Source organism: Shewanella intestini (assembly GCF_018221465.1).
GTDB lineage: Bacteria > Pseudomonadota > Gammaproteobacteria > Enterobacterales > Shewanellaceae > Shewanella > Shewanella intestini.
In genome coordinates this window covers 241,899-268,778 of sequence record NZ_JAAIKR010000003.1, presented here as the reverse complement: position 1 = coordinate 268,778, position 26,880 = coordinate 241,899, and the positions used below count along the sequence as shown (strand labels likewise).

Here is a 26,880-nt window from a genome sequence, read left to right as displayed (position 1 = left end):
GACATATCGGGTTCGAACCGATGACCTATACCTTGGCAAGGTATCGCTCTACCAACTGAGCTAATGTCGCATCAATCATGATGTATCAACCTAACCTTAAGGCTTGCTAATTCATCCGTTGTCTACGAGGGAGCATTCTACCGATTTAACGTCTTGTGTCAAATGCTGATTTGAGGTTAGTTGACTGTTTGAACAGTAATTAATCTCATTGGTGTTTTAACGCACTACTCGTTAGTTAAATCTTTCCAAGCTGCTGCAATATAGCTGAACATAGACCAACAAGTTAAAATAGCGGCAAAATAAAATAGTCCAATAGCCACATCAGTTAAAAAGGCATTAGGTTGCCAAATCAACCCTACAATAGCGACCATTTGTGCAGCGGTTTTATATTTCCCCATCCACGACACTGCAACCACACCACGCTTACCAATTTCAGCCATCCATTCACGCAAAGCAGAGATTACGATTTCACGACCAATCATAAATAATGCCGCAATGGTAATAAACACACTGTCATATTGTTGAACAAGCAACACTAATGCAGTAGAAACCATCACTTTATCAGCCACAGGGTCTAAAAAAGCCCCAAACCGTGTCGATTGATTTAATTTACGTGCAGCGTAACCGTCTAAGGCATCAGTCACCGCTGCCAGCCAAAACACGAATGCGGCCGCAAATGGTGCCCAATTATAAGGCAAGTAAAACAACACAACAAAAACAGGGAGCAGCACTAAGCGAAATAATGTTAATGCAATAGGTATATTAAACGGCATCAGTTAAACCAATTATATATAGGCAGCGTCATCTTGCCTTAATTTTACCCTGCCCGCAATGCGTCATGGATTGTTTGCGCCATTTCTAGACTAATGCCGGGCACTTTTGCCAATTCAGCTATACTCGCGCCTTTAACTTCTTGAATACCACCTAAATGTTGCAATAATGCTTTACGGCGTTTAGGCCCAATACCGGCGATAGACTCAAGGCTGGATGTATTACGGGTTTTCTGCCTTTTATTGCGATGCCCCGTAATTGCAAACCGGTGGGACTCATCCCGAATATGCACCATTAAATGAAATGCAGGGGAATCACTCGGTAATTCAAAAGATTGTTCCGTTCCCCCAATGATGAAGGTTTCTAAGCCCATTTTACGACCTTCACCTTTAGTCACCCCAACCAGTAATGGGGGGCTATTCAAATTTTGACATTTTACATCAACAATTTTTTGCGCCACGCGCAATTGCCCTATTCCACCGTCGATAAATAAAATATCAGGTACTTTGCCATCATTTTCTATCTTGTCAAAACGACGCGAAATCGCTTGTTCCATCGCGGCATAATCATCCCCACCAGTAATGCCTGAGATGTTATAGCGTCGATAGTCAGCTTTGTGTGGTCCCTCACGATTAAATACCACGCATGAGGCAACGGTACTTTCCCCCATGGTGTGGCTAATATCGAAACACTCCATCCGCATAATCGGTGCTGAAAGCTCAAGTGCTTCTTCAAGTAATTGAAACCGTTGCTCGACAGTGTTTTTATGTGATAACCGAGTCGTCACCGAATTATGAGCGTTGGTTTCTGCAAGGCTTAAAAACTTCGCCCGTTCACCACGGACGTTAATTTTAATCTCAAACTTTTTATCCAATGCCGTTGCTATAGAATGTTGTAATGGTTTTAGATCAGCAAATTGATGGCTAATAACCACTTCTTTAGGAATGGTGCGTTGAATATCCGCATTTAAATAAAACTGACTGACAAAAGCCGATAACACCTCATCAATATCGGTTTCAGCAGGCACACTAGGATAATAGCTACGCGAACCAAAAATTTTACCTTCGCGGATAAACATTAAATGAAAACAAGCAATACCTGAGGCGTAATGCACCCCAATAACATCCATATTTCCACTGGCATTTGATACTTCTTGTTGCTCTGCAACACGTCTTAGCGCAGCAATTTGATCACGATACTGCGCAGCTTGTTCATATTGCATATCAATCGCTGCGGTTTCCATCTTATCCACCAGCGTCGAAATCACTTGCTTATCTTTACCCTTTAAAAACAATGTCGCTAATTGCACTTGCGCTTGATATTCACTTTCAGCCACCAGTCCAACACAAGGGGCACTGCAGCGTTCAAGTTGGTATTGTAAACACGGACGTGAGCGGGACTTGTAGTACACGTCTTCACATTGACGAATAGGAAACAACTTTTGCATTAAATGCAGGCTTTCTCTTACCGCACCGCCATTAGGGTACGGGCCAAAGTATTGGCCTTTATCGCGTTTAGCGCCGCGATGATAAGCTAATCTTGGATGTTTATGGCCACTTAATAGAATATATGGGTACGACTTATCATCACGCAATAACACGTTATATTTAGGCATGTATTGCTTGATATAATCATTTTCAAGCAATAATGCATCGGTTTCACTATGAGTAACAGTAACATCAACGTTTGCGATATTACTGACTAAGGCTTGGGTTTTTATATTTGGCAGATTAGTACGGAAATACGATGATAAGCGCTTTTTTAGGTCTTTCGCTTTCCCCACATAAATCACCTGTTGCTGTGTATCGTACATGCGATACACGCCAGGTGCAGAAGTCACTGTGCGCAAAAAGCTTTTCGGGTTAAAAGTGGCGGGCATAAATATGGGTCTCGAGATAAATGATCGTGTCATTTATCTCAATCGTTAAAACAAACTGGTATCGAGCATTTTATAACGAATTGCCAGTCGTGTTAATTCAACATCACCATTGATGTCTAATTTAGCAAATAAACGGTAGCGATAACTGTTAACGGTTTTAGGGCTTAAATTTAATCGCTGCGAAATATCATTAACCTTTTCACCGTTGGTGATCATCAACATGATTTGTAATTCACGCTCAGATAAACTGGTAAACGGATTTTCATCATTATTATCAAACTGGCTCAACGCCATTTGTTGGGCGATTTCCGGCGATAAATATCGTTGACCACGTGCTACTTGGCTAATGGCACGGATCACTTCAGGCGAGGTTGAGCCTTTGGTTAAATAACCAGAAGCCCCCGCTTGCATCACTTTAGTAGGGAAAGGATCTTCAGTTTGCACAGTTAATACAATGATTTTGGCATCTGGCTGAAAACGGACAATTTTTCGAGTGGCTTCTAACCCCCCCATGCCGGGCATATTCATATCCATTAAAATAACGTCGGCTTCATTTTGACGAGACCACTGTACAGCGGTTTCACCATCAGGTGCTTCACCAACCACTTTAATACCGCGTTCGTCTTCTAAAATACGACGAATACCTGTACGAACAAGCTCATGATCATCAACCAAATATACAGAAATCAACTTCAACCTACCTATTCACTGTGCAATACTTTCTTAACGAAGCGCTATATGTCATTGAGTATAAAGATTGCCATACAAATGACCACAACATTTAATTTAACATTAATAAGAATATTGCGACAAGCGCGCAACCTCGTTTACATCGTATTTTAAACACCTATTCTATAAAATACTGATCACTCACCATTTACGGTGATCACCACTTGCCGTGAACCGCCATAATTGCGATGTTCGCAAAGGTAAATACCTTGCCAAACCCCTAAGTTCAAAGCGCCGTTTGTAATAGGGATAGTATGACTGACACCAATAATACTTGACTTAATATGCGCTGGCATATCATCGTCACCTTCGTCGGTATGGCGATAAAATGCTGCCGCTTCCACGACGGTGTGATTAAAATGTCGTTCTAAATCATGCCTCACTGTTGGGTCAGCATTTTCATTTAACGTTAACGAGGCTGAGGTGTGCTTTATCAATAAATGCATCAGCCCTATATTGATATTTTTAAGCTCTGGTATCGAACTAATTAGCTCATCATCAATTAAATGAAAACCACGAGGTTTAGGCGCTAATGTAATTGTTCTTTGTAGCCACATACTGATGACATTCCTCAAAATACAATAAACTCAACATACATCGATAGCCGCTATCGATAACCATATTGATAACGACATTCAAGTATTAAATAACAATTAACTTAAAGCAGCTATCGCTGATTTTTCTGCCATCATTACAACAAGCAGGTACTCGTGACAAGCAAACAAATATGGTTCATGCCTACTATCAAGCTTAAGGTGGTTATTAATAGATAATAACACCCATAAAAAAACCGAATATGATTCATATCCGGTTTTTATCACTGAGCCTGTCATATGCAAGGTATCCAATCAGCTCATCGACCAATACAAGTGACAATCGCTCAGTTGGTTCGTATTGCCTATTATTGTGAGTTAGTAGCAATAGATCACTAACAAACGAACATTTCACTCAGTAAGTCTTTATTAATTAACCATACACGGGTAATGAAAAAGTCAAACTTAAGCAACCAACGAGTATGTAGTCAATCGAATTAGCGGACATACGACAGCACACTCTTCAACTTTATCCACCAGTGCCCAATTGTGTTAAATAGGCTATTTTCACTGGTATAAACAATGACATCGGCCTGACCGCCAACATTCAATAATTGTTGGGAGACGCCAGCAGCAACATTCACTTTTACTGGAAAATAGCGTAACTGATTGCTTTCCACACTCGGTTTGATTGCCAGATTTGTATTCACAGTATAATTAATCGAAGCAACATGACCAGACAATACTTGCCCTGGGGCGAAAGCTAAGGCGAATTCAACCTTATTACCGGCATGAATATTCCCCAGTTGATTCTCTGTAAATAACACATCAATCCATATGTCATCAGCGCCTAAGTATTTAACCACTGGCTCTTGGGATGAAATAGTCTCTCCAACAGTAATATCTAGTTCAGTGATAATGCCATCTTTTGCCGTAATCAAATTGGTTTGTTGTAAGTTGAGTTGCGCTTGTTCTAAGTCAAGTAACGCCGACTTGACGTTGTTATTGCTATCCGCTTCTGCTGCAAATTTATCTTTGGCGGCTAACAACATCGTTTGTGCTTGTGCCAATACAGCTGCAGCATCGGCAAAGTCTGACTTAGCCGTTTGCGCACGAGCTTGGGGTAGCTCGCCATTGGTCACTTTATCTAGTGTGGTATTTTGCGCGACTTTAGCCGCCTCAAAATCGGCTTTAGCTTGCGCTACTGCGACATTGGCCAAACGCACATTTTTAGAAAGCGCACCCATATTCTTACCTGCGCTAGTAACAGCAAGCTCAGCATTTTTTAACGCGCTTTGATACGGTGCAGGGTCAATCTGAGCAATCACGTCACCTTTATTGACATAATCGTATAACTGAACATTTACCTTCATAATCTTGCCACTAACTTGGCTTGTAACCCCACTGATGGTGCCATTGACTTGTCCCAATTCAGATAGTGGCACATACCGTTGGCTCACCACTTGGCTTACCAACAACATAATACCAAGGGCAATAATAAACCCAATCCATAAGCCCAACTTAGGTTGAGTTGGCCTTGGCTCACCTTCATTCACAGCATGAAGATGAATATCTGTCACAGCAGCTTGTTCTCGTGTTTTCGCATTGTTATTTTCATTATTATTCATTAAATACTCAATCCTTAGAGTCAGTGACATTCTCACCTTGTTAATCAACTAAATTCAACAGGCCTAAAATCAGTTAACATTTTACTAACAACTTAATCCTAATGTACATCATGTTTTGAGCTTAAGTTTAAATTTGCAGATAAATCACAACCCGCACAATGGGAAGAACGTACAGAAAACGCGAATTCAATTACTTACTGAACATTGACAGTTAACTCATTTCGCCCAATGCACAGCATTATTAAAAGCGATGAGTAAAGCACATTAGTGAATGTAAAAATGGACTGCCGTAAACAGCTAAATAATCAAAGTGGGATAATTAAGAATAGAAAATGTTCAGCAGATAAATGACAGTCATCGAGGTGTTATAAGTGATGTCATCGCTAACATAAAAAACAAATAGCAAAAAGCCCGCTATATAATAGCGGGCTTTTCTAAATATGGCGGAGAGATAGGGATTTGAACCCTAGAGGGGCTATAAACCCCTGCCGGTTTTCAAGACCGGTGCATTCGACCACTCTGCCATCTCTCCGAACGCCGCGAATAATATGACAACCTAACGCAGCTGTAAAGTGTTAACTAAAAAAAACTGAACAACTGCCTGCAATTTAATCATCTCGATGGCTATTTATCCATATAATGTACACGAACTCAATAAAGTGCTCATATATTCAACTTAAGACAGCTAACAGTAAGTAGTTGAATCGGTTTATGCTAAAATCAACCTCAATCAACTCCCTAAATTAAAACAGATATGAATCAAACAATATTGGCAAGCGTAAAACTGGCACCACAGTACAATATTCCAGACCAGCTCCCCACGATTAACTATGCTAGCCACTTATTGTTAGGACAAGAAAAAACCATCGACAGCTTTAATTTAGCCTCATCTTTAGATAACCAACACTTATTCTTAGCCGATTTCCCGGGTGTAAACCGCATCGCCTTATTTGATGCATTAACAACTCAAGCTCAAAACGTTACTGACCATTATTTAGTCGCTAGCAAAAGTATGCAAGATGAAACACAAGTCGCTTTTAATTGGCAAAGCTCCCTTCCTTCAGAGCAAGTAGGTAAAATTGCCACACAAGACAAGACTTATTGCTATTTACGGGGACGCATCACACGCAAACAACTAATAGGTCAAGTTGTAACTAAAGGCAATAGCAGTCAATACCAAGCTGGCACACTTGCCGAAAACCATTATATTTTCATTTGTGCGGAATCATTGTGGAAACGAGAAGGCTTATGGGAACTGGTGATGCAAATCATTGACGAGCAAAAATATAAGGTCAACTCAGAGTTAGCAAGCATTCCGCTACGTTCTAAAATCGTATTGGTTGGTAGCAGTAACTTCTTCAGCCAAATTAGGCAAGATGATAGTATCTTTATGCAGTACTTCCCCATTCTCGCAGAGTTAAATCACGAGTTAGATTTAACTAAGTATAAAGAAATTCAATATATTCAATGGTTACAGTACATTGCGCAGTTAAGTGGTATTACCATTGATAAAACAGCTTTATTACCGCTTTTTTGGTACAGCGCTAAGTTAGTTGAACATCAACAACGTTTAAGCTTAAGCATGCTCGCAATGTCACAACTTATCTCGCAAGCCGCGGCATATTCTGCGAGCAAAAGTATTAATGCGCATGCTGTCGCCACCGCGATTCAAAAACATGTGAGCCGTCATAATATTTCTGAAGAGTTTTCAGCGCAGAGTTTTGATGACAAGTTTATTCACCTCGCCACAGACGGTGAGTTGACAGGCCAAATTAATGGTTTAACAGTAATAGATACTGGTGATTACAGTTACGGCGAACCAGCACGTATTACCACAAGTGTGCATTACGGTGACGGTGAAGTAGCAGATATTGAGCGTAAATCTGAGCTAGGTGGCAACATCCACGCTAAAGGGATGATGATCCTTTCGGCCTGTTTATATCGTATCTTTGGCCGTGATGCGCCGCTACATTTAAATGCCAACATTGTGTTTGAACAGTCTTATCAAGAAATTGACGGTGACAGTGCCTCATTAGCTGAATATTGCTGCTTAATGTCAGCAATAGCAGAAAAACCTGTGATGCAGTTTTATGGTGTAACTGGCGCGTTAGATCAATTTGGTAATGTACAAGCCATTGGCGGGATTAATGAAAAGATTGAAGGTTTTTTTAATCTATGTAAACGTCGCGGTTTAACAGGCAAACAAGGCATTATTATGCCGGCAACGAATGTGTTGCAATTAAACTTAATGCCTGAAGTGATTCAAGCGGTCAATGATGGTCAATTTGTCATTCATGCAATCTCTCATATGGATGAAGCGATAGAATTGCTGATGCAAATGCCCGCTGGACAAGCCGACGAAAACAACTCTTTTCCACAACAGTCATTATACGGATTAGTGCAACAGCGGTTAGACAAATTAGCAGGACATGGCGACGAAGTTGAATTAACTTTTTTCGGCAAAGTATTAACTAAATTAGGTATATTATAGTCATCGGAGTTGTTTAGCTTACACGTGTTCGCTATCTTGTCCGCAACGAATGTCATAACTAAGTGGTATCGAGACAAATGGAAAAAGCGAACAGTTTTACAAAAGAACAATTAGTTGCATGTGGCCATGGCGATCTTTTAGGACCAAACCGTCCGCGCCTACCTATTAATAACATGCTTATGATAGATAGAATTACCACTATTAATGAAGATGGTGGTCAGTTCGGCAAAGGTGAAATTATCGCTGAACTCGATATAAACTCAGACTTGTGGTTTTTTGATTGTCATTTTGCTGGCGACCCAGTGATGCCTGGCTGTTTAGGTTTAGATGCCATGTGGCAATTGGTTGGTTTTTATCTTGGCTGGGAAGGCGCAGAAGGCAAAGGTAGAGCATTGGGTGTTGGTGAAGTTAAATTCACAGGCCAAGTATTGCCAGAAGCTAAAAAAGTCACTTATCGACTTAACATTAAGCGTAAAATTCATCGCAAACTGGTTATGGGTATTGCTGATGCGACGATGGAAGTTGATGGCCGGGAAATTTATTCTGCAACCGATTTAAAAGTGGGTATTTTCTCAGATACATCTTCATTTTAATTGTTTTTAATAAGTACACTGTTCGCTAAGTGCCCTTTCTAAATACGCTTTTAGCATAATGCTGGCGTTAATACTTTGGAAAGGGCTTATTGTTATTTATTAAATAATCCTGTCAAACGACCGTCGACACCTTCACGCCAACCACCTAACCAGTGCGAACGAGAAGTTAAATTCTCATAAGGACAAAGCTCTTTTGAGCGACCTCCAATCCCTGCTTGATATCCTTTTGAAAAAGCTCTGTCTAATCGATCTCTCTTTTGTCTTTTCATGCAAACATCCTCTAAAAGTTATCCTTGAAATGCACAAAATCAACTCAATCACTTTGCATTTCGACATTATAAATAGAATGTTTTTCGACCAAGATCAATCAAAAATCAACCCAATTATGACTATCTAATATTAAGGTATTGAGAATACGATCAAAAATAAATTGTACTATTTTTGCTCGATTTTTTATCAGTAATAGACTATGGATTGCTCTTCATGAACAAACTCTACCAACAAGAATTTTATGTGTTGAATTTAACAATCGCTCCATTTGACATGGCTGTCATCTTAGCGGTTATTCTTCGCATCTAGTGGTTACAGAAATGTCGTTTCAGCATGCTTGATGTGGCCATTATATATGGCATAAATGCAAATGTGGTTAAGGTAAAATTTCGAGCTAACATGTGTACTAAAAAAGTTAATTATTATCATCATTTTCCGTTGTTTTGATAACGGCTGATAAAAACAAGATTGCGGCATAAATGTACCACCCAGAAATAAAATGACCCATTACTTTGAAGCGACAACCCAAACGCTGTCAATCATTAAAGTAACGGGCCAAATTGTAAATGTTAGGTTTAACAGTTCACTTTTTGCTATAACCGTTAAAAGCGCTACAAGCTTTAATACAACCGCTAACTGCTGCTATTAACTTAACGTTTAATTGATACCTGTAAAGAACGTCGACGTAACCACAGTACAGGTAATGCAAGTAACCATGCAAAGCTCGCTGCGCCCTTTCTCTCATAAGGTTTATCTGTATCGGTTTCGTCAACAACGGTACAGGCTTCAAGCCCTTGTACCGGTTTTAACACAACCATACGCGGTTTATTGGTTGTAATAGGTTGGCCATTACCGTTTAGTTCAAAATATGGCTTGCCGTTATCCCCTAAAATCAGGTTACCATCATCATCAGTTTGATAAACCGGTTTACGAACAAAAGCCGTCCCCACAATCGTACCGTCTTCTTGAATATGGTTAGCTTCAGTTATATAAAAGTTTGAATCATAAGTTAACTCTTTACCATCACCATCGATAACAGTGACCGGACTGCGTTCCCACTGGTTGTCATCATTAAGTACATAACCTTTAGAATCACACGTTAGGGTATTATTTAGGTTAACAAACTCATTGTCATTGTTATTGTATAAAAAGCCTGCTTTTGGTCTTGGCTTGTCTTTGTCGTAAGTCACTTCAATATTACCGACAACCATTCCGGCATTGTTAATGTCTTTTGGCGTAGAGCTTAACTCTGACAAACTCACTTCAAAATCATTAGGTGTTACAATTTCAGCACTTTCATCATTGGTATCATAGGTAAAGAATTTATCACGTGTATACCCATTGATATAACGAGTATAACGGCCAATAAGTATGCCGCTGTCATTAATGTCATAAGCAATTGAACTGAACAAATCATTGTTCATTGGCACATGGTGATACTCATATTCACCAGCATCATTTTTTCGCCAAAAAGCCGCATCTTGGTATAAAGTATCCCCGTCATCACGATAAACATGTGAACGGCCAGCTACATCACCATTATTGTTAACGCCAAGACCTTGGGCGGTAAAAGTAATTGTTGAGTCTTCTTCTGGCTCTAAACCTAATGGTAATTGAGTAAAGGTTGGATGACCTGAGTCATCTAATACTGATAAGTCCCAAACACCAGCACGCACTTGGTACTGAATATTGACAAAGCCGCTATTGTCAGGATATTGCGCAGTTTGAATACACACATCTAATGGTACTGGCGAGTCAGTCTCTTGAGATTCAGCTGTGCTTTCTACACACGCATTAACCCGAGACTTGCTGACTTCAGCTAAATCAGTCGATACATAACCCGTTGCGAGATCGTTATCATTCACCGCTGACAATACTGAAAAGCCGCCAACATTAACATCTTGCTCGGGTAAATCTTCAGTTTCTTCGTAAGTGTACGTAGTATAAGGCGGAACAATGTCAAACTCGGTGCCATTAACGTTAGCAAACCCGCGGGTTTCAAAGTCGCGATAATACCAAAAATCCTGATCTTCAAGCTCACCAACATAATCAAGTTTTTTCTCAATGGCTGAACGTGCACCAACGACAGTGTTATTAGCATTAACACCATATAAAAAACTATCAATAGAATTCACATTGTCTGTATCTGACGGTTCTGTTGTGCCTGCAACGCTAAAGAAAGTAGGCGTCCAAGCGGTATTAGGATCATTTTCTTGTGCAGTAAAACCGAAATTATTGGCTTTAATTGAGGAGTACACTGAGTAAGTGATCCGCTCTTCTGGCAATAAGCCGTCTTCAGGGTCAATGATACCGTCATTGATATCATCGTCATTTAATAACGTTTTGCCTTTGGAGATACCAACAAGTTCATTATTACCATTAAGCGCCATACCGTAACCATTACTGGTATTTTCAAGCGTGCCGTCGATATCGACTTCTGTTGCATTGTTGTCGCTATTAAGTACTTCTTTGATATTTTGTATCTGGTAAACCGGTGCTGCCTGAACTTGGCTTAAAGAAGCAATAACCCCTAATGCAACCAATGACAAGGTTTTGTCCAACGTTAACTTCATGTAGTTAATTCCTGTTTTTATTATGCGTTACTTTAACGACTCAAGTTCTTCCCAGCGTTCAAAGCACGTTTCTAATTCTTGTTCTTTTACCGCTAATGCTTGCAATTGGCTATTAACGGTTTGTTGATCTTGATTATAAAAATCAGCACTTGAAACTTGTTGTTGAAGAGATTCTATCTCTTGCTCAAGTTGTTCCATTTTTGCAGGTAAGCCTTCGAGTTCTCGCTGTAATTTGTAAGACAGCTTTTTAGTCGGTTTTTCCTGGGCTTTAACAGCTTTTACTGGTACTGGCTCTGAGGTTTCGACAACAGGATCGGCTATCGGTTCCTCAGAATAAAATTTAGCACCTTGTGATATCGCATCTTGATAGCCACCAACGTACTCAGCCCAGTGACCATTGCCTGCAAACCACCAGCTACTAGTTACAGTATTATCAATAAACTCACGGTCATGACTGACAATCAGCAACGTACCTTCGTAATCAGTCAGTAACGATTCAAGTAACTCTAAGGTTTCAATATCTAAATCGTTGGTGGGTTCATCGAGAATAATTAAATTAGCAGGACGCAGCAATAAGCGTGCTAACAATAAACGGTTTTTTTCTCCACCAGACAATGCTTTAACGGGTGTTCTCGCTCGCATTGGTGAAAACAAAAAGTCTTGTAGGTAACTCAAAATGTGCCGTTCTTGACCATTAATGGTAACCGTGCTTTTGCCCTCGCCTACGTTTTCTTCAACTGTTTTCTCAGGGTCAAGCGCTTCACGATACTGATCAAAATACGCAACTTCAAGTTTGGTTCCGACTTTAATTTCGCCCGATTGCGGTTGAAGTTTTTCAATAAGCAGTTTAATTAATGTTGATTTACCACAGCCATTTGGCCCAATTAAGGCAATTCGGTCGCCGCGCATCACTGATGTATTGAAGTTTTTAACCAGATTTTGATCAGGAATGTTGTAGTTTAAATCGGTGACATCAAACACTAACTTGCCTGAACGTTCAGTATCAGAAACCGCCATTTTAGCGTTTCCTTGACGATTTAAGCGTTCTTTACGTTCTGAACGCAGTGCTTTTAATGCTCTAACACGGCCTTCATTACGTGTCCGGCGTGCTTTAACACCTTGACGTATCCACACTTCTTCTTCTGCAAGCCGTTTATCAAACTGAGCATTTTGCTCAGCCTCAACTCGCAGCCATTCTTGTTTACCCGTTAAATACGTTTGGTAATTGCCCGGCCAAGATGTTACTACGCCGCGATCAAGGTCGACAATACGGGTTGCCATACGTTGAATAAAACCGCGGTCATGACTAACAAATACAATGGCACCTTTGTAACTAAGCAAGAATTGTTCAAGCCATTCAATGGTATCAATGTCTAAGTGGTTAGTAGGTTCATCAAGCAGTAATAAATCAGGCTCACTGACTAACGCTCTAGCTAAGGCCACTTTACGTTGCCAGCCTCCTGAAAGTTCAGATAATGGTTTTTCAGGATCAAGGCTTAATAATTGGCAGTTTTGCAAAATGCGCGAGTCAAGTTGCCAGCCGTTATTATGGTCAAGTGTTTCTTGTAAATGCTGCATTTGTTTGAGCATTTTTTCCATTTGCTCAGGGCTGGCATCGGCAACTTCGTGAGAAAGTTTATGATAACGCTCGAGCATTTCACCAATTTCTTGCAAACCCGCAGCAATATAAGAGTAAACAGTGCCTTTTTCGGCTTTAGGAGGGTCTTGTTGTAAACGGCTAACATTTACATCGTTTGCAATATTAAATTCGCCATCATCTAACTTGATAACGCCTGCAAGCACTTTCATTAAACTAGACTTACCAGCCCCATTACGACCAACAATACACACCCGCTCTCCAGGTTCAATTGTAAAATCGGCTTTTTGTAATAGAGGGGTGTAACCATAGGCTAATGAGCCATTATTAATCCGAACGAGACTCAATCTTTGCTCCCTAAAAAAGTGTGTAATTGCACAAGATCAAATGGCCAATTGAGTGCTTGTTGGCCATTTGAAAATACTGGAATTGTCATGCCGTATTGTTGTGCTAAAGCTGGGTCATCACAAATATCAATCAGCGAATATGACGCCCCAGTTTGTTCTATTAATGCTTGTGCGATATCGCACAAGTGACAACCTTGTGTGTGAAATAGCACATAGGTAGTATCCGTATTACCCATGGGTAATACGCCATACATTATGGATGTGTGGGTTGCGCTTAAAGTCTTGCGGTAAGCATTGGTCATCAATGTTTGTCACATTCACGCCTAATTGACTTAATCCGTCGAGATCCATTTTAAATTTGCGCTTGTTATTGGAAAAAATAATCTCGCCATTTGGTGCCATTAACTTGATAAGTCCGGTTAGCATATCTAAGTGATCGCGCTGCACATCCCAACTGTCTTCCATCCTTTTTGAGTTAGAGAAGGTCGGCGGATCAATAAAGATTAAGTCGAATTTTTGTGCGCTATTATCTTTAATCCACTGCAAGCAGTCAGCTTGGACAAATTGATATTTTTTATTTGCCAACCCATTAAGGGCAAAATTTTCTTTTGCCCAAGTTAAGTAAGTGTTTGACATATCAATGGTCGTCACAGAATTTGCGCCGCCAAGTGCGGCATGCACGGATGCACTGCCGGTATAAGAGAATAGATTCAGTACGTGTTTACCCGCGGATTTTTCACCAACTAACTTACGTGTCACGCGATGATCTAAAAACAAACCGGTATCGAGATAACCCGTTAAGTTTAATTTAAAACGTGCATTATATTCATTGGTGATAACTTCAAGTTTTTGGTCATCTAATTTTTGGTATTGATTAGTGCCCTTTTGACGCTCGCGGGTTTTTAAGGTGATGTTATCAGGGTCAATCCCTAAGGCATTAGGTAGCGATAATAAAACGTCACTAATACGACGTTTAGTGATAGCTTCAGGAATCGTCGCTGGAGCTGAGTATTCTTGAATAACCACGTAATCGACGTATTTATCAATTGCCACGTTGTATTCAGGTAAATCGGCATCATAAATTCGAAAACTGTCGATGTTTTCTTTTTTAGCCCATTTATTTAACTGCTTCATATTCTTTTTAATGCGGTTCGAAAAAGCAGGAGCAATATCGGCGATATCAACACCTTCTGGTAACTCAGGCGCATTACGACGGGTGCTTTTAGCATGCAAAGTATATAAGTTAAACGCACATTCTAATGCGCCGTTAAACATCTTCATTTGCTTGTCAGCTTTCAGTTTTAATGACGACATTAACTCAACATCGCTACACAACATGGCCACTTTCCAACCGCCGAATTGCTTTTTAAACTTATCACCAAGTTGATAATACAATTGCAGTAACTCAGTAATGCTGCCTAAACGCTCACCATAAGGCGGGTTTGAAATTAAAAAGCCTTGCGCTTCTGGCGGCGTCACATCCAATGCATTTGCCACTGAAAAATCAATAAACTGAGCGACACCCGCGTTTTCAGCATTACGCTTTGCCAGAGCAACCAATCTTGAGTCGATATCAGAACCATAAAATTTTATCTGACAGCGTGATTTGCCCAATGATGCACGCGCATGAGCTTCATCTAAAATAGTTTGCCACATGGCTTTGTTATGACTGCGCCAGTTTTCAAAACCGAAGCGTTCGCGTTGTAGCCCTGGCGCAATATCTGCGGCCATTAATGCCGCTTCAATTAACACCGTACCACTCCCACAAAATGGGTCGAGTAAGGTTATTGGCTGTGCTTGCCAACCACTACGCGCTAACATATTGGCGGCTAAATTTTCTTTTAATGGTGCTTCACCCGTTGTTGAGCGATATCCACGTTGGTGAAGTGATGAGCCAGAAAAGTTTATCGCTATGGTCACTTGACCATTTCTAAAGTGAGCATCAATTCGAAAGTCTGGATTAACTCGAGCGACGTCGGGGCGACTATCACCATCGTCACGAAAACGGTCAACAACCGCATCTTTGATTTTTAATGCACCGAACTGGGTGTTTTTAATAAAGCCACCCGTGCCATGAAAATCAATACTGAAGGTGTTGCGGTTTGAGAAGTGTGATGGCCAATCAATACAATAAGCAGCATTATAAAGTTGTTCTGGTGACTCACATTGTCCTTTATAGATGACCAGTACAATTCGACTTGCTAATCGTGTCCATAAGGTAATGCGGTAAGCCAGCTCAAGTGGGGCGGAAAAATAAACACCTGCTACGCTTTCCCTAACATCTTGAGCACCAAATCCTTTTAGCTCGTTAGCAAGACTATATTCAAACCCTTTTGGGGATGCAGCAAAAAAATTAAACATGTTGGATATCTATCGCCTTCTCAAAATTCAGTCGCACATTATACCCGCTCAAAGGCAGATACCCAACGACTATTGTATATATGCAATAGCGGGTGTATTTGTTTGATTAATATATCCAAGGAGGAGGTGCTAAATTAGGTTGTTATACAGGGACACAGCACTTTAAACGCTTACTTTACCAGCAAACAAACCGCATTTTCAGATTAACGCTTGCAATGATTACAATGGATCGTTATAGTTCGCCCCGCTTTGAACGACAGCATTAATTCAATATTAATGCGTGTTAATTCAAAGCATGAAATTATCGTGTCGCGGGATGGAGCAGTTGGTAGCTCGTCGGGCTCATAACCCGAAGGTCGTTGGTTCAAATCCAGCTCCCGCAACCAATTTCAACAGTATTCTTTATTAGGAATTAAACTTAATAGCATAAATCGGACGCGGGATGGAGCAGTTGGTAGCTCGTCGGGCTCATAACCCGAAGGTCGTTGGTTCAAATCCAGCTCCCGCAACCAATTTATAAGATTCTTTATTGGGAATTAAACTCAATACTTCATAATTAAGAAGTAAAATTAGTAACTTAAATCGGACGCGGGATGGAGCAGTTGGTAGCTCGTCGGGCTCATAACCCGAAGGTCGTTGGTTCAAATCCAGCTCCCGCAACCAATTTATAAGATTCTTTATTGGGAATTAAACTTAATACTACAATTCGGACGCGGGATGGAGCAGTTGGTAGCTCGTCGGGCTCATAACCCGAAGGTCGTTGGTTCAAATCCAGCTCCCGCAACCATTTTCCTTAATTGGAATATCTAAATCTCTTTTCTAATTCTGATTAATCTCTCAGTAATTTATTCATCAAGGCTTTAATCATTATCTTGATTGTGAAAGCATCTATATACGATGAATAACAAGTGATCGTCGGGCTCAGCTAACATAAACTCACGAAGGTCGTTGGTTCAAATCCAGCTCCCGCAACCATTTTCCTTAATTGGAATATCTAAATCTCTTTTCTAATTCTGATTAATCTCTCAGTAATTTATTCATCAAGGCTTTAATCATTATCTTGATTGTGAAAGCATCTATATACGATGAATAACAAGTGATCGTCGGGCTCAGCTAACATAAACTCACGAAGGTCGTTGGTTCAAATCCAGCTCCCGCAACTATTTTCCTTAATTGGCACATCGTAATACTCTTTCTCTCATTTAAATCATCTTTTCTAATTCTGATAATCTCTCAGTAATTTATACATCAAGGCTTTAATCATTATCTTGATTGTGAAAGCATCTATAAACGATGAATCGTTAATCGTTAATCGTTAATCGTTAATCACAATAATGAGTGCTCCCCACATCATGCTAACTCACACTTACCACTCACTTTTTATTGCTGCAAAAAAATGGCTCATTAAAGAGCCATTTGATATTGGGTAAGCTATTTAAGCCAATGCTTAACTTTAGTGCGATTATTATTATCTCGACTTTGCTTAATCAATTCATCATCGCCGGTTAAGCTCGACTTTGCTAAACGGTCATAAAGCAGAACATTAACTGATGCGGCTAAATTCATACAGCCCACAGTTGGTACGTAAACCACTGAGTCAGCAGCATCGATAATATCTTGAGGAATTGAGGCATCTTCCGGGCCAAAAACATAAAAAGCATTTTCTGGGTGAACAAAAATCGGTAACGGTGTCGCCCCGACCACCAAATCAACACAAACAATTTTTGCATTAACAGGCACAATATCTAATAACGACTCAACACCTTTAAGCGGAATTGTTTGCGCAGCCTTTTTAGTATCAACGCCATACTGACGTTCGGCATTTTTTGCCAAGTTATATCGATTACCCGTATAAAAAACTTGGTCGACGCGATAACACCCTGATGCACGCATAATCCCATCAACATTCACAGGGGTTTTCGGGTTAAATAACCCAATGCTAACTTGTTCTGACATTCTTCTAACCTAGGTTTGTACTGCTTACATATAAAAGCAGTCTTTATAAAACACAAAACGCCACAGCATGAATGCAGTAGCGCTATGGTAAATCTAATAAAGGTATTTAACGTTAAAAAATCTGTTTATAGACAATCATTAAGATGATGTAGTTAACGTTTAATATTGCATTGTAAACATTAAAGCGTGGCAATTCTTTGACGTAGCTGCTGCCAAGCATTGGCGACCAATAGGTAATCACCCTCATTAAGTTCATCATTTGCTAAGGCTAAACAACCAATCATTTTATCATCTAAGGCGCTAAGCGTTGCTTGTTGCTCTGCTTCAAGTTCAGCTAACACCACGGCAATATGGCCTTGTAAATAACCACTACAAAACAATGCATCATCATCCCCGTGGCTCACGGCTTCTTCTATCCATGATTCAACTGCAACATCAATTTGTTCTAACATCGTTTACTCCACTAAATCAGGGTTAGCTACTGGGTACATAACATAATCTCGATAACCAGTTGTCACTTTGTAATAACCCGTTAACGCTTTATCTAATTCTGGGTCGCCACTATCCACAATTAATGGCCTTCCATCAAGTGCTTTTAGCTTGGTTTTTGTGGCAACAATCAAAATATTGTCTTTTCCAATCATTTTTATTAATTGCGCAGACAACTGTTGATTTCCACGACCTAAAATGTGGCCTTGACCACCAATTAAAGTAATCACCAACTTAGTCGTTTGCGATGATGCCAATGCTAACAATTGACTAGCATTTTGATCGCCAGCAATTAGTTGTTGCTCTTTAATGACATCCACCCCCAATAAAGTGTTATCTAAGCCTAATTCTGCCATTACCGCAGCAACGGTGCTCCCCGAGCCAATGATAAATAACTCATCATTCATATTCTCAATGACATCAGCAGCTATGTCAGCTAAAACAAGTTCATCAACTTCTTTGCCGCCCATTTTAACAGCTTGTACATATCGCGGCTCTGCTGGGACTAACATTTCGCCGTAACGTATTGCCTTAACTTTTCCCTGCCTAAATGCTTGTTCATCAATATCCATCACGTCGCCGTACATTAAACTGACCAATTCTCCCGCTAATAACATTTTCACCACCTGCCCTGATGCGTGGGGAGTGATGCCATAAACACCAGAATGGATTTTAACCCCGGCTGGCACACCCAGTACTGGCAGCTTGTCATCTACAATGGCAAATATGTCTCTTGCTGTGCCATCACCACCAGCAAATAACAGCAAATCCAAACTTTCATTTAACAGTTCAGACACAGCTTGCTGGGTATCCGTTGCATTAGTTGTATCAGTATGACTGTGATAAACAATTTCACAGTTAAACCCCATGCTTTGACACAGGTTTTGTCCCATCTCACCACTGCAGGTTTTTATGATGATCTGTGACTTTAACGGCAATAACACCTTTAAAGCCTGTTGCATCCGCATTTGAGCTTGAGGTTCAGCGCCTTTTTCAATGGCTAACTCTGCTACATTATCAGAGCCTTTTAACGCTACACTGCCACCTAAACCGGCTAACGGATTAATAATCAAGCCTAAACGAAATTGCTTCACAATATATCCTTATAAAGTGTTGATGTTTTTATCCATATTGGGGATAAATAATACTAAAAGAGCTGATGCTAATGCACAAACACTGGCAAACAGCCAAATCTGATAACTGCCAGAACCATCGCCCCAAATAATGCCACTGAACCAAGTACCAAGCGCGCCACCAATACCAAAACCAATACTGGCATATAGCGCTTGCCCTCGGCTTCGCTGTTTTACAGGAAAATGCCTAAAAATAAATTGAATAGACACAGCATGAGCTAACCCAAAGGTAAAGGCATGTAGCAATTGACTTAGGCTCAATAACCAAATATTTTCAGGTGCAATAGCCAATAAAGCCCAACGCAGGGCTGTAAATATGGCGCTGGTAACTAATAACGGTTTTAAGCCAAAGCGGCTGATAAGCTTTGCGGCATACATAAAAATGCCTATTTCAGCAACAACACCAAGTGCCACCATAAGCCCTGCAACGGTTTCGCTATAACCCACTTGTTTTAAGTACAAAACAAAAAAACCGTAAAAAGGACCAACGCTCATTTGCAGTAACATCGCCGCAATTAAAAAGCTGATAATTGCAGGGCTTAAGCGTTTAGATTGGGGTATTCCCCCTTGCTCCACTTTGACTCTTTCATTGGGCAACGGAAAAGCACTTAATGCAAGGCCGATAAACAGTACGATTCCTATATAAGGTAAAATTTGTGCGCCAAGTTTATCGATAGTAAAGCCGCCTAATACGACTAACACAATATATCCGATACTGCCCCAGCTGCGGATGCTGCCGTATTGTTCAGCCTTATCGCCCAGTGTTTCTAAGGTGATCACTTCTAGTTGAGCCAAAATAGCATTCCAAAAGAATGTATAAATGGTCAGGCTAATCGCTAAATATAAAAAACCACCTTCAAAAAAGAAGCTAACAAACGTCAACGCAGCACAAAATGCCCCTACCTTAACTAATTCACTTCGCATTCCCGTTCTATCGGCAACCCAAGCCCATAAATTTGGCGCAACAATACGCGTCCCCATAACAATGGCGAGCAATAAACCAATTTCTTGAGGATTAAAACCACGTGCTTCAAAGAAAACCCCTAAATAGGGAACCAGCACACCGAGGATAGAAAAGAAGAAGAAATAACATGCCCTGAGCCAATGTAAGCGAGACTCAGAGCAAGATAAAGTAGACATTTACCGCATTCCAATCACAGGAGTTAACGAGTTTACATCTTGGTTTTGAGCGCGATGACGGAGTAAGTGATCCATCAATACAATGGCTAACATAGCTTCGGCAATTGGCACGGCGCGAATACCAACGCACGGGTCGTGGCGACCTTTTGTCACGACATCAGCAACCTCACCTTGGGCGGTCATTGATTGTCCCGGTACACTGATACTTGAGGTCGGCTTTAATGCCATATGCGCTAAAATAGGTTGTCCTGAGGAAATACCGCCTAACACCCCACCGGCATGGTTTGACTCAAAGCCTTTTGGCGACATTAAGTCACGCCCCTCAGACCCTTTTTGGGTGACTACCTCAAAACCATCACCAATTTCAACACCTTTAACAGCATTGATCCCCATTAACGCATGGGCAATATCAGCATCGAGGCGATCAAATACCGGTTCACCTAACCCAACAGGAACGTTAGTTGCAATCACTGACACTTTTGCGCCAATAGAGTCGCCTGATTTTTTTAAATCGCGCATATATTCATCAAGCGCATCAATTTTTGTTTTATCAGGAAAAAAGAAAGCATTTTTCTCAACTTGAGTTAAATCAATGTTCTCAGCAAAGATAGGCCCTAGTTGCGACAGATAGCCATGTATCTCAATACCATGGACTGTTTTCAAATATTTTTTGGCCACTGCGCCTGCGGCGACGCGCATGGCAGTTTCACGGGCAGATGAGCGCCCACCACCACGATAATCACGTAAGCCATATTTTTGTTGATAGGTATAATCAGCATGCCCTGGACGGAATAAATCTTTTATATTTGAATAGTCTTGGCTACGTTGGTCAGTATTTTCAATGAGTAATCCAATTGAAGTTCCGGTGGTTTTACCTTCAAACACACCAGAAAGAATACTCACTTCATCGGCTTCACGTCTTGCAGTGGTATAGCGAGACGTGCCAGGGCGACGACGATCTAAATCTGCCTGCATATCGGCAACGTTCAATTCAAGCCCTGGAGGGCAACCGTCAATAATACAGCCAAGCGCTTTGCCATGGCTTTCACCAAAGGTGGTTACTACAAAGTTTTGCCCAATACTATTTCCTGACATTTGCCCTACTTATTTTTGTTGACGAAGAGTTAATGGCGTAATGCTACACTATTACAGTTAGTTTGTTGAGTCTGTTTACTCAGCATCTTTATAAATAGCAAAAACAGACGCATGTTCAACCAGTTGATCGCGGGTTAATACAAATACACCGTCTCCGCCAAATTCAAATTCAACCCAAGTAAATGGTACATCAGGGAATTGCGCCATTAAATGCACCATTGAATTACCCACTTCAACGACCAACACACCTTCTTCGGTTAAGTAATCAGCAGCATTAGCAATTATACGCTTGGTTAAATCAAGGCCATCACGTCCTGAAGCTAAACCGATTTCAGGTTCATGATGATATTCATCTGGCATATCGCCAATATCTTCTTCATCAACATAAGGAGGATTAGACACGATTAAATCATATTGCGGGCCTTTAGGAATCGCACTGAAAATATCAGAATGGATAGGGAAAACGCGTTCCATTACCCCCAGTGATTCAATGTTAATTTGGGCAACTTCAAGCGCATTTTCGCTAATATCTAGCGCATCAACTTCAGCATCTTCAAATGCATGAGCACAGGCTATCGCAATGCAACCACTCCCAGTACACAAATCCATGACCCGATTAACCGACTTGTTATATAGCCAAGGGCTAAATTGGTTGTTAATCATTTCAGCGATTGGCGAGCGCGGTACTAAAACACGTTCATCAACATAAAAATCTAATCCTGCAAATCGTGCGGTATTGGTTAAATAAGGCACAGGTAAGCGCTCACGAACCCGACGAATAATTAACTCAACAATCTTATGTTTTTCACTGCTAGTTAAATTACTTAACAAGACTTGCTGACCAATTTCTTCAGGCAAATGTAATGCATGGAAAACTAACGAGATGGCTTCGTCCCAAGCGTTATCGGTACCATGACCATAATAGATCTCAGCATCATTAAAACGACTTACGGCCCAACGTAACATATCACCAATCGTTCTTAGCTCTGTTACAGCTTCATCTACAAATATTTTATCCACAACACACTCCTGAAATTTTGTTAGCGCTATTGTAACTGATGTCTACCATGATGGACTACATTTCCATATAATATCCTGATGAAAGACGATAAAAAACTAATTGATTCTGAATTTGGTGCGCTTTTTAGCGATGTAAAACCGATAAAACAGCAAACACATCATTTCAAACAACAGGTGAAAACCAAACAAGCGCTTGAAACGTCTGTACGTAAAGTGCAGGCCGACAGTTACTTCTCAGATTTATACCACCCATTATTGCCAACAGAAGGGCCAATGAAGTGGTCAAATGTAGGTGTTGAAAAGATTGAGTTAAAACACTTACGACGCGGCGATTATTCACCAGATCTACTGCTTGATCTGCATGGTATGCGCCAAGCGGAAGCAAAATTGGAAATTGTGGCATTAATTCAAGCCAGCATTAAACAACAAAGCCAATGTTGTTGCATCATGCATGGATATGGTAGCGGTATTTTAAAGCAGCAAGTACCCATGTGGTTAGCGCAGCACCCTAATGTACTCGCGTTTCACCAAGCCCCTAAAGAATGGGGTGGAGATGCGGCGCTATTAGTGTTACTGGATATAGGAGAACAACCGCACCGTCGATAGTGTGCCCAGTCAATATCGGTTTGACATGTAGATATAAAACCCGAGATTGAATGTTGTTAAATGGCCTACCGCACTTAAAAGGTGGCGCGGTATTCAAGCAACTTAAGTAATGGTGTTTGGCGTGAACATACCTTTGAAGTCAGCATTTTCATAATGTTTTTCTAAATGAGCCACTGCCGATGTTGCAAACATCGGTGGCTCAACGGAAATATCGAGTTCGTGAACTAAATAGCCCACAACTGGCATGTGAGTAATGACTAACACATTTTGCGCATCATACTGCTGGGCATATGCCAGAATAGTATCAGTTGCGTATTTAGGATCAGCATTAGGGGTGACATCATCAAGCGTGATACAATGGCCCGGTTCAGGTAAGTAATGACTTACCTCCTGCCAAGTTTGCTGGGCTCGTATATAAGGGCTCACAATAACTAAATCACAATGGTCTAGCTTGTCACTCAACCATTTACCCATTTGCCTTGTTTGATGTCTACCTAAGTCAGACAATGTTCTTTCTCTATCTGATGGTGCATCAAAACCGGATTCACCATGACGCATTAAAAAAAGTTGCATACAACACTCTTGCCATTGTCTAATTTTGGTTTGAGGATTGTACCGTTATTTGCCAAACTACAACACTATTTAGTGGTTCTTTAGTCGATAATGCCAACGGTAATTTGCTAAAAAGTCTGAAGCAGATCAATATATACTAAGTTTTGTTAACTGGAGCTATTCCTTGTCTGATTTTCCACCTGTTACCAAAAGTCCTAACGATCATCGTCAATATCAATTCTTAACATTAAAAAATAAGCTAAGAGTATTGTTAGTTGAAGATATGCAAACGACCCAAGCCGCAGCTTCAATGGCTGTTGAAGTCGGCCATTTCGACGATCCTCAACTTCGCCCAGGCATGGCACATTTCCTTGAACACATGTTATTTCTTGGCACCGAGAAATTTCCTCAATCTGGTGAATACAACGCCTTTATTAACCAACATGGCGGTAATAACAATGCATGGACAGGCACTGAACATACGAATTTTTTCTATAACATTGACGCCAATGCATTCGCCCCTTCACTCGATAGATTTAGTCAGTTTTTTATCGCCCCTAAATTTGATGTTGAATTAGTTGATAGAGAACGACAGGCCATTGAATCAGAATACAGCCTCAAACTGAAAGATGATGTCAGGCGTATTTATCAAGTTCAAAAAGAAAGCATTAACCAGCAACATCCTTTTTCTAAATTCTCTGTGGGAAATTTGGCAACATTATCAGGCACCCAGCAAGAGTTACGTGATGAATTAATTACATTTTATCAAACACATTACAGTGCCAACATCATGACCTTATGCCTTGTGGCGCCATTAACCCTAACAAAGCAAGTTGCGTTAGTTGAACACTATTTTTCTGCGATTGAAAATAAAAATATCGTTAAGCAGCACCCTGAAGTGCCATTTATCGATAAAACACAAAACCAAACTCAAATCGATGTATTACCACTAAAAGAACAAAAACGTGTCGCCATTAGCTTTTGCTTACCCGGCATTGATAAATATTATTGCCAAAAGCCATTAACCTTTATTAGCCATTTATTAGGAAATGAAGGACCAGGTAGCTTATTAGCCTATTTAAAAGAGCAAAACTGGGCCAATAATCTTTCCGCTGGTGGCGGCGTAAATGGATATAACTTCAAAGATTACACCATTAATATTCAACTCACTGAACGTGGCCTAACCCATCTCGATGATGTCATCAGTTGTATTTTTGAATATATAAATTTAATTAAACACCAAGGTATTGAAGACTGGCGCTACCAAGAAAGAGCAAACTTATTGCAAACCGCATTTAAATTTCAAGAGCAGATTAAACCCCTTGATCTCGCCTCTCACCTGAGTATCAACATGCATCATTATGCCGTTGAAGACACCATTTATGGTGACTACCGCATGGATACACTTAACCAACAAGAAACACTTGAGTTACTTAATGCACTTAATGTAGACAATATGCGAATTCAATTAGTCAATAAGCAAATTGAAAGCTCACAAACAGCAAATTGGTACCACACGCCTTACAGCATTAAGCCAATCAGTGCGTTGCGTTTAAATAAATGGCGGCACAGCACAACGCCACGCAATCAACTTAAATTGCCCGCCAAAAATCCATTTATTGTTGTTAATCCGCAAACCAGAACATCAGAAACAGCATCAGAGGTCCCCAAGGTTGTCGCTGAAGGTAAAGGTTACCGAATATGGCATAGAAAAGACGATGAGTTTAACGTCCCTAAAGGACATTTGTTTTTATCATTAGACTCTGTGGTTGCCAGCCCTACCCCAAGACACGCAGCGCTAACTCGCCTGTATGTTGAAATGGTATTAGATTATTTATCTGAATCAACTTATCAAGCTGAAGTTGCCGGATTACATTACAATATCTACCCACACCAAGGTGGACTTACATTACATTTAACAGGCTTTAGCGGTAATCAAGAAACCTTGTTATCGTTAATCATTAATAAAGCCAGAGAACGCAATTTTACTCAATCTCGTTTTGACGTAATTAAAAAACAAATCTTACGCAGTTGGTACAATGCAGCACAGGCTAAACCAATATCTCAATTGTTTACCAGCCTCACTGTCACGCTACAAAAACGCAGTTATGAACCATTACGTATGGCACAAGAACTAGAAACAATACAGCTTGATGACTTACACAATCATGTCAGTCAATTTTACGACAGAGTGTATTTAGAAGGTCTAGTATATGGGGACTGGTTGGTCGAGGAAGCTCAACAACTTGGTCGTAAATTAGAAGCACTATTAACGTTAGTTAGTAAGCCAAGTCAAGAGTCATCACGAGAGCTCGTTAACTTACAGCACCAAAAGACCTTATTAAGAGAAAAGCAGATATCGCATCAAGACAGCGCAATTATTGTTTATTATCAGTCTGCATCTACCACTGCGATTAATATGGCGTTATTTAGTTTATTAAATCACACCATGTCTTCAAGCTTTTTCCACGAACTAAGAACCCAGCAACAACTTGGTTATATGGTTGGCACCGGCTACTTACCGCTAAACAGACACCCTGGCATCATTTTTTATATTCAATCTCCAGGTCATGGGCCAAGAAAGTTACTCGAAGCGATTGATGAGTTTATTGCCGACTTTGGTTACGCAGTAATGCAAATGACAAATGAACAATGGCAAATGACCAAGCAAGGTCTACAACATCAAGTGATGGAACACGACCCTAACTTAAAAACACGAGGTCAACGTTACTGGGTAAGCCTAGGAAACCGTGATTATCAGTTCAATCATAGAGAATCTGTTGTTGCCGAGATTGAAAAATTAACTCGTGCGGATTTAATTAAATTCATCATGAACAATATGCGCAGTAAAACATGTGACCGTTTAGTATTGTTCAATCAAGGTGAGTCTCATCTTGATAATGAACCGCTACGTTCTGCCAATATGATTAAAGATTTGAAACAATTTAAAGCAAATGCAGAAAAGTTTGCGTTTTAAACGTGCACATCATACAAAAATGTAAGAAAACATTTGCACAACAACAGCCTGATGACAATAATTCAGTTTTTCATGCTGAATTATTCACAACCAGCAGCAAATTACGCATTTTTTTCTCAGGTAGATAGTGAATCCAGCAT

Annotated in this window: 21 protein-coding genes and 5 tRNA genes; 8 read left to right on the top strand and 18 right to left on the bottom strand. The window is 40.4% G+C overall.

The genetic code is table 11. The features are described 5' to 3' along the window. Positions 1-224: 224 nt before the first annotated feature. The 6 genes from pgsA to G3R48_RS05765 all read right to left on the bottom strand — a co-directional run bounded on the left by pgsA (position 225) and on the right by G3R48_RS05765 (position 6,072). Entirely contained in the window at positions 225-773 is a 549-nt protein-coding gene (gene pgsA / locus G3R48_RS05790) for a CDP-diacylglycerol--glycerol-3-phosphate 3-phosphatidyltransferase (protein ID WP_153662342.1), read from the bottom strand. A gap of 44 nt (positions 774-817) precedes the next feature. Continuing rightward, a complete protein-coding gene (uvrC, locus tag G3R48_RS05785; protein WP_153662344.1) occupies positions 818-2,650 on the bottom strand; it encodes an excinuclease ABC subunit UvrC in 1,833 nt (610 codons plus the stop codon). Positions 2,651-2,695: 45 nt separating this feature from the next. Then, the gene (gene uvrY / locus G3R48_RS05780; protein WP_153662346.1) at positions 2,696-3,340 is read right to left on the bottom strand and encodes a UvrY/SirA/GacA family response regulator transcription factor; all 645 of its coding nucleotides are present in this window, start codon (positions 3,338-3,340) and stop codon (positions 2,696-2,698) included. A gap of 176 nt (positions 3,341-3,516) precedes the next feature. Beyond that, positions 3,517-3,936 (bottom strand): secondary thiamine-phosphate synthase enzyme YjbQ, encoded by a 420-nt coding sequence (locus tag G3R48_RS05775; protein ID WP_153662348.1) that lies wholly within the window; start codon positions 3,934-3,936, stop codon positions 3,517-3,519. Between the two features lie 473 nt (positions 3,937-4,409). Further along, positions 4,410-5,540 carry an HlyD family secretion protein gene (locus G3R48_RS05770; protein ID WP_194823847.1) on the bottom strand — a complete coding sequence of 377 codons (1,131 nt, stop codon included), beginning with the start codon at positions 5,538-5,540 and terminating at the stop codon, positions 4,410-4,412. Positions 5,541-5,981: 441 nt separating this feature from the next. After that, positions 5,982-6,072: transfer RNA gene (locus G3R48_RS05765), tRNA-Ser, on the bottom strand. A gap of 222 nt (positions 6,073-6,294) precedes the next feature. Here G3R48_RS05765 and G3R48_RS05760 point away from each other — a divergent pair. Then, positions 6,295-8,031, top strand: coding sequence for a S16 family serine protease (locus G3R48_RS05760; protein WP_153662352.1), 1,737 nt, complete (start codon positions 6,295-6,297; stop codon positions 8,029-8,031). 77 nt (positions 8,032-8,108) lie between these two features. Then, positions 8,109-8,624 carry a bifunctional 3-hydroxydecanoyl-ACP dehydratase/trans-2-decenoyl-ACP isomerase gene (gene fabA, locus G3R48_RS05755; protein WP_153662354.1) on the top strand — a complete coding sequence of 172 codons (516 nt, stop codon included), beginning with the start codon at positions 8,109-8,111 and terminating at the stop codon, positions 8,622-8,624. Between the two features lie 92 nt (positions 8,625-8,716). On the opposite strand, the gene rmf is transcribed toward fabA, so the two are convergent. The 5 genes from rmf to rlmKL form a co-directional block, all read right to left on the bottom strand. After that, positions 8,717-8,893: a ribosome modulation factor gene (gene rmf / locus G3R48_RS05750; RefSeq protein WP_153662356.1), complete on the bottom strand. Its 177-nt coding sequence runs from the start codon at positions 8,891-8,893 to the stop codon at positions 8,717-8,719. Between the two features lie 651 nt (positions 8,894-9,544). Then, positions 9,545-11,467: a DUF3466 family protein gene (locus G3R48_RS05745; protein WP_153662359.1), complete on the bottom strand. Its 1,923-nt coding sequence runs from the start codon at positions 11,465-11,467 to the stop codon at positions 9,545-9,547. 27 nt (positions 11,468-11,494) lie between these two features. After that, a complete protein-coding gene (locus G3R48_RS05740) occupies positions 11,495-13,411 on the bottom strand; it encodes an ABC transporter ATP-binding protein (RefSeq protein ID WP_153662361.1) in 1,917 nt (638 codons plus the stop codon). After that, positions 13,408-13,647, bottom strand: a complete 240-nt coding sequence (locus tag G3R48_RS05735; protein ID WP_153662363.1) for a glutaredoxin family protein — start codon at positions 13,645-13,647, stop codon at positions 13,408-13,410. The genes G3R48_RS05740 and G3R48_RS05735 overlap by 4 nt, the downstream gene beginning before the upstream one ends. Continuing rightward, a complete protein-coding gene (rlmKL, locus tag G3R48_RS05730) occupies positions 13,640-15,772 on the bottom strand; it encodes a bifunctional 23S rRNA (guanine(2069)-N(7))-methyltransferase RlmK/23S rRNA (guanine(2445)-N(2))-methyltransferase RlmL (protein ID WP_153662365.1) in 2,133 nt (710 codons plus the stop codon). Before rlmKL ends, G3R48_RS05735 begins: the two co-directional genes overlap by 8 nt. A gap of 310 nt (positions 15,773-16,082) precedes the next feature. Between rlmKL and G3R48_RS05725 the strand changes: the two genes are divergently transcribed. From G3R48_RS05725 to G3R48_RS05710, 4 genes are all read left to right on the top strand, one after another. Continuing rightward, a tRNA-Met gene (locus tag G3R48_RS05725) sits at positions 16,083-16,158 on the top strand. A 50-nt stretch (positions 16,159-16,208) separates the two neighbouring features. Beyond that, a tRNA-Met gene (locus G3R48_RS05720) sits at positions 16,209-16,284 on the top strand. Positions 16,285-16,359: 75 nt separating this feature from the next. Further along, positions 16,360-16,435 (top strand) — tRNA-Met (locus tag G3R48_RS05715). 48 nt (positions 16,436-16,483) lie between these two features. Further along, positions 16,484-16,559 (top strand) — tRNA-Met (locus G3R48_RS05710). A 644-nt stretch (positions 16,560-17,203) separates the two neighbouring features. On the opposite strand, the gene G3R48_RS05705 is transcribed toward G3R48_RS05710, so the two are convergent. From G3R48_RS05705 to prmB, 6 genes are all read right to left on the bottom strand, one after another. Further along, positions 17,204-17,728, bottom strand: coding sequence for an RNA methyltransferase (locus tag G3R48_RS05705; protein WP_153662367.1), 525 nt, complete (start codon positions 17,726-17,728; stop codon positions 17,204-17,206). 179 nt (positions 17,729-17,907) lie between these two features. Then, positions 17,908-18,180 carry a YfcL family protein gene (locus G3R48_RS05700; RefSeq protein ID WP_153662369.1) on the bottom strand — a complete coding sequence of 91 codons (273 nt, stop codon included), beginning with the start codon at positions 18,178-18,180 and terminating at the stop codon, positions 17,908-17,910. A gap of 3 nt (positions 18,181-18,183) precedes the next feature. Next, the gene (locus G3R48_RS05695) at positions 18,184-19,311 is read right to left on the bottom strand and encodes an ATP-NAD kinase family protein (RefSeq protein WP_212593235.1); all 1,128 of its coding nucleotides are present in this window, start codon (positions 19,309-19,311) and stop codon (positions 18,184-18,186) included. Positions 19,312-19,320: 9 nt separating this feature from the next. After that, positions 19,321-20,490 carry an MFS transporter gene (locus tag G3R48_RS05690; RefSeq protein WP_153662371.1) on the bottom strand — a complete coding sequence of 390 codons (1,170 nt, stop codon included), beginning with the start codon at positions 20,488-20,490 and terminating at the stop codon, positions 19,321-19,323. Further along, on the bottom strand, positions 20,491-21,585 hold the full coding sequence (aroC, locus tag G3R48_RS05685; protein ID WP_153662373.1) for a chorismate synthase: 1,095 nt from the start codon (positions 21,583-21,585) through the stop codon (positions 20,491-20,493). A 75-nt stretch (positions 21,586-21,660) separates the two neighbouring features. Further along, entirely contained in the window at positions 21,661-22,605 is a 945-nt protein-coding gene (gene prmB, locus G3R48_RS05680) for a 50S ribosomal protein L3 N(5)-glutamine methyltransferase (protein ID WP_212593234.1), read from the bottom strand. Between the two features lie 75 nt (positions 22,606-22,680). Between prmB and smrB the strand changes: the two genes are divergently transcribed. Continuing rightward, the gene (gene smrB, locus G3R48_RS05675; RefSeq protein ID WP_380714552.1) at positions 22,681-23,211 is read left to right on the top strand and encodes an endonuclease SmrB; all 531 of its coding nucleotides are present in this window, start codon (positions 22,681-22,683) and stop codon (positions 23,209-23,211) included. Positions 23,212-23,313: 102 nt separating this feature from the next. On the opposite strand, the gene sixA is transcribed toward smrB, so the two are convergent. Continuing rightward, the gene (gene sixA / locus G3R48_RS05670; RefSeq protein WP_153662377.1) at positions 23,314-23,784 is read right to left on the bottom strand and encodes a phosphohistidine phosphatase SixA; all 471 of its coding nucleotides are present in this window, start codon (positions 23,782-23,784) and stop codon (positions 23,314-23,316) included. Positions 23,785-23,947: 163 nt separating this feature from the next. Between sixA and G3R48_RS05665 the strand changes: the two genes are divergently transcribed. Continuing rightward, on the top strand, positions 23,948-26,740 hold the full coding sequence (locus G3R48_RS05665; protein WP_153662379.1) for an insulinase family protein: 2,793 nt from the start codon (positions 23,948-23,950) through the stop codon (positions 26,738-26,740). The last annotated feature ends 140 nt before the right edge of the window (positions 26,741-26,880 follow it).

Coding starts and splice junctions, on each gene's coding strand:
- pgsA (WP_153662342.1), bottom strand. CDS start 773: ATGCCGTTTAATATACCTATTGCATTAACATTATTTCGCTTAGTGCTG.
- uvrC (WP_153662344.1), bottom strand. CDS start 2,650: ATGCCCGCCACTTTTAACCCGAAAAGCTTTTTGCGCACAGTGACTTCT.
- G3R48_RS05775 (WP_153662348.1), bottom strand. CDS start 3,936: ATGTGGCTACAAAGAACAATTACATTAGCGCCTAAACCTCGTGGTTTT.
- G3R48_RS05770 (WP_194823847.1), bottom strand. CDS start 5,540: ATGAATAATAATGAAAATAACAATGCGAAAACACGAGAACAAGCTGCT.
- G3R48_RS05760 (WP_153662352.1), top strand. CDS start 6,295: ATGAATCAAACAATATTGGCAAGCGTAAAACTGGCACCACAGTACAAT.
- fabA (WP_153662354.1), top strand. CDS start 8,109: ATGGAAAAAGCGAACAGTTTTACAAAAGAACAATTAGTTGCATGTGGC.
- rmf (WP_153662356.1), bottom strand. CDS start 8,893: ATGAAAAGACAAAAGAGAGATCGATTAGACAGAGCTTTTTCAAAAGGA.
- G3R48_RS05745 (WP_153662359.1), bottom strand. CDS start 11,467: ATGAAGTTAACGTTGGACAAAACCTTGTCATTGGTTGCATTAGGGGTT.
- G3R48_RS05735 (WP_153662363.1), bottom strand. CDS start 13,647: ATGGGTAATACGGATACTACCTATGTGCTATTTCACACACAAGGTTGT.
- rlmKL (WP_153662365.1), bottom strand. CDS start 15,772: ATGTTTAATTTTTTTGCTGCATCCCCAAAAGGGTTTGAATATAGTCTT.
- G3R48_RS05705 (WP_153662367.1), bottom strand. CDS start 17,728: ATGTCAGAACAAGTTAGCATTGGGTTATTTAACCCGAAAACCCCTGTG.
- G3R48_RS05700 (WP_153662369.1), bottom strand. CDS start 18,180: ATGTTAGAACAAATTGATGTTGCAGTTGAATCATGGATAGAAGAAGCC.
- G3R48_RS05690 (WP_153662371.1), bottom strand. CDS start 20,490: ATGTCTACTTTATCTTGCTCTGAGTCTCGCTTACATTGGCTCAGGGCA.
- aroC (WP_153662373.1), bottom strand. CDS start 21,585: ATGTCAGGAAATAGTATTGGGCAAAACTTTGTAGTAACCACCTTTGGT.
- sixA (WP_153662377.1), bottom strand. CDS start 23,784: ATGCAACTTTTTTTAATGCGTCATGGTGAATCCGGTTTTGATGCACCA.